Annotated in this window: 3 protein-coding genes; 2 read left to right on the top strand and 1 reads right to left on the bottom strand. The window is 76.9% G+C overall.

Translation table 11 applies throughout. The features are described 5' to 3' along the window. Positions 1-176 precede the first annotated feature (176 nt). Together L7D48_RS27750 and L7D48_RS27745 are read left to right on the top strand one after the other, a co-directional pair. A complete protein-coding gene (locus L7D48_RS27750; protein WP_237883686.1) occupies positions 177-386 on the top strand; it encodes a 4Fe-4S domain-containing protein in 210 nt (69 codons plus the stop codon). Beyond that, on the top strand, positions 383-1,615 hold the full coding sequence (locus L7D48_RS27745) for an NAD(P)/FAD-dependent oxidoreductase (protein WP_237883685.1): 1,233 nt from the start codon (positions 383-385) through the stop codon (positions 1,613-1,615). The genes L7D48_RS27750 and L7D48_RS27745 overlap by 4 nt, the downstream gene beginning before the upstream one ends. A 73-nt stretch (positions 1,616-1,688) precedes the next feature. On the opposite strand, the gene L7D48_RS27740 is transcribed toward L7D48_RS27745, so the two are convergent. Continuing rightward, positions 1,689-3,008, bottom strand: a complete 1,320-nt coding sequence (locus tag L7D48_RS27740; protein WP_237883688.1) for a multidrug effflux MFS transporter — start codon at positions 3,006-3,008, stop codon at positions 1,689-1,691. Positions 3,009-3,059: the final 51 nt, after the last annotated feature.

The following is a 3,059-nucleotide window of genomic DNA, read 5'->3' as shown; positions in this document are numbered from 1 at the left end:
GCCCGCCGGGTGGAGCCCGCCCGCGCTCTCGCGCTTCAACCCTCCCGTGCCCGCGGCCGGGGCACCGAGCGCCGTCTGACGCCCCGTCCGCCCCCGCCTCCCGTCCCTTCGTCCGCGTCTCCCGCCTCCGCCGCCGGTGCGGCACGGCGCGACGCGGCACCCACCAGGAGTGATCCATGCGCATCCACGTCGACATGAACCGCTGCGAGAGCCACGGCCAGTGCGTCTTCGCCGCCCCCGACCACTTCTCCTTCGACGAGGACGACAACCTCCTCGTCGTCGAGGAGGTCCCCGAGGACGAGGAGGTCCGCGCCGCCGTCCGGGAGGCCGCCGCGTCCTGCCCGGTCCGGGCCGTCACCCTCCACACCGCCGAGGCCGGCGCGTGAGCGCGCACCCGGGCCCGCGCCACATCGTGGTGGTCGGCGCCTCCCTGGCGGGCACCGCCACCGCCCGCGCCCTGCGGGAGCGGGGCTACGACGGCCGGGTGACCCTCGTCGGCGACGAGCCCCATCCCCCCTACGACCGGCCCCCGCTGTCCAAGCAACTCCTCGCCGGGGAGAGGGAGATCGGCGACATCGCCCTGCCGTCCACCGACGGCCTGGACGTCGAGCTGCGCACCGGCGCCGCCGCCACCGCCCTGCACCCGGCCGAGCGCACGCTCGTCCTCGCCGACGGCGGCCGCCTGGAGTGGGACGCCCTCGTGATCGCCACCGGCGCCGCGGCCCGGCCCTGGCCCGCGCCGGTACCCGGCGGCGTCCACACCCTGCGCACCCTCGACGACGCCCGCGCGCTGCGCCGGGAGCTGGCCGCCGAGGACGCCCGGCTGCTCGTCGTCGGCGCCGGGTTCCTCGGCTCCGAGGCCGCCGCCACCGCGGCGGAGCTGGGCGTGCCCGTGACCCTCGTCGAGGCCGGGGAAGCGCCCATGGCGCGCGGCGTCGGAACGGTCGCCGGAGACTTCGTCGCCCGTCTGCACCGCGAGGCGGGCGTCGACCTGCGCACCGGCACCACGGTCCGGTCCTTCACCGGCACCGGCCGTGTCACCGGCGCCCACCTGGACGACGGAGCCCACGTCCCGGCCACCGTCGTCCTGCCGGCCCTGGGCGACGTGCCCAACACGGCCTGGCTGCGCGGCAGCGGCCTGCTCCTGGACGGCGCCGTCGTCTGCGACGAGTACGGCCGCGCCCTCGCCGAGGACGGCACGGCGGTGCCGGGCGTCCTCGCCGTCGGCGACGCCTCCCGCCGTCCGCACCCCCTGGTCGAGGGCACGCTCCACCTGGGGCACTGGAGCGCCGCGGTGGAGCACGCCGCCGTCGCCGCCCGGGTCCTGCTGCACCCGGCCGGGGACGGCGAGCTGCCCCGGCTCCCCGCCGCGGTGCCCTCGTTCTGGTCCGACCAGTACGGGGTCCGCTTCCGCTCGCTGGGCCTGCCGCACCTCGCCGACGAGGCGCGGACGGTGGAGTACGACGTGCCCGGCCGGCATCTGGAGGTCACCTACCACCGGGGCGGCGAGCTGGTCGGCGTCCTCACCGCCAACCGCACCCGGCGGCTCGCCGCCCACCGCCCCCGGCTGGCCGAGGTCTTCGGGCGCCGCCGCGCCGCCGCGGCGGCTCTGTGAACGGCGCGGGCCCCCGCGAGCGGCGGCTCGCGGGGGCCCGCGCGCACGACGGTGCGCGGCTTCCCGGCGCTCGTTACGCCGACCGGTCCCGTACGCGCCCCCGTCCGCGCCTCGGGCGGCACAGCGCGGCGAAGCAGACGATCGCGACGAGCGCGCACACCAGCTGCACCACCGCCATCGGCACGGCCGTGTCCTCGCCCGCGACGCCCACCAGCGGGGAGGCGATCGCGCCGACGAGGAACTGGGAGGTGCCCAGCAGGGCGGAGGCGGAGCCCGCCGCGTGCGGAGTGCGCATCAGCCCCTGGGAGTTGGCGTTGGGCAGCACCAGCGCCATGGCGGACATCAGCACGAACAGGCCGGCGGAGACGGGCAGGAGCCCGGCCTTCCCCAGCAGGCCGGAGGTCATCACCAGCAGGGCGGCGGCCGAGAGCGCGATCACGCCCAGGCCCACGGCGATGACGCGGTCCAGGGAGACGCGGCCGACCAGGATCTTGCCGTTGATCTGGCCGAAGGCCACCAGGCCGATGGAGTTGACCATGAACAGCAGGCTGAAGGTCTGCGGCGAGGCGCCGTAGATCTCCTGGATGACGAACGGCGATGCCGCCACGTACGCGAACAGGGCCGCGAAGCCGAAGCTGCCCACCAGCAGGTAGCCGGTGAAGGCCCGGTCGGCGAAGAGGCCGCGCATGGTGCGCAGGGCGTCGGCCACGCCGCCGCCGTGCCGCCGCGCCGGCGGCAGGGTCTCCGGCAGCCGCCAGGCGGTGACGAGGGTGAGGACGAGGCCGAAGGCGGCGAGCACGAGGAAGACACCGCGCCAGTCGGTGAACCGCAGCACCTGCCCGCCGAAGACGGGTGCCAGGACGGGGGCGGCGCCCGAGATCAGCATCAGGGTGGAGAAGAAGCGGGCCATGGCCAGCCCGTCGTACAGGTCGCGCACGACCGCCCGGGCGATCACGATGCCCGCCGCCCCCGCCAGGCCCTGCAGCAGGCGGAAGGCGGTCAGGGAGTGGATGCCCGGCGCCAGCGCGCAGGCGGCGCTGGCCAGGACGTAGCCGGCCATGCCCGCCAGCAGCGGGCGGCGGCGGCCGAAGCGGTCGCTCATCGGGCCGATGACGAGCTGGCCGACGGCCAGGCCCAGCAGGCAGGCGGTGAGGGTGAGCTGCACCTGGGCGGCCGGGCTGCCGTAGGCGGTGCCGACGTCGGGCAGCGCCGGAAGGTACATGTCCATCGACAGCGCGGGAAGGGCGGTGAGGCCGCCGAGGATGAGAGTGATCAGCAGCCCGGCGCGGGCGGGGCCGGTGGGCCGGTCCTGCCGCTGGGTGCGGTCCGCTCCCCGCCCGGACCCTTGGGGGCCGACCTCCGGTGAACCGGGCTCCGCGAGGCCGGACTTCAGCGGTCCGGATTCACGGGCGCCGGGGGCCGGGGGCGCGGGGAGCTGCTGGGG

It is taken from the genome of Streptomyces sp. ICN903 (assembly GCF_022015835.1).
Taxonomy (GTDB): domain Bacteria; phylum Actinomycetota; class Actinomycetes; order Streptomycetales; family Streptomycetaceae; genus Streptomyces; species Streptomyces fenghuangensis.
The sequence above is the reverse complement of the archived record's forward strand: the minus strand, read 5'-3'. Positions and strand labels throughout refer to the sequence as shown.

Bases quoted from the DNA above. Each gene is read 5' to 3' on its own strand.
- L7D48_RS27750 (WP_237883686.1), top strand. From the start codon at position 177: ATGCGCATCCACGTCGACATGAACCGCTGCGAGAGCCACGGCCAGTGC.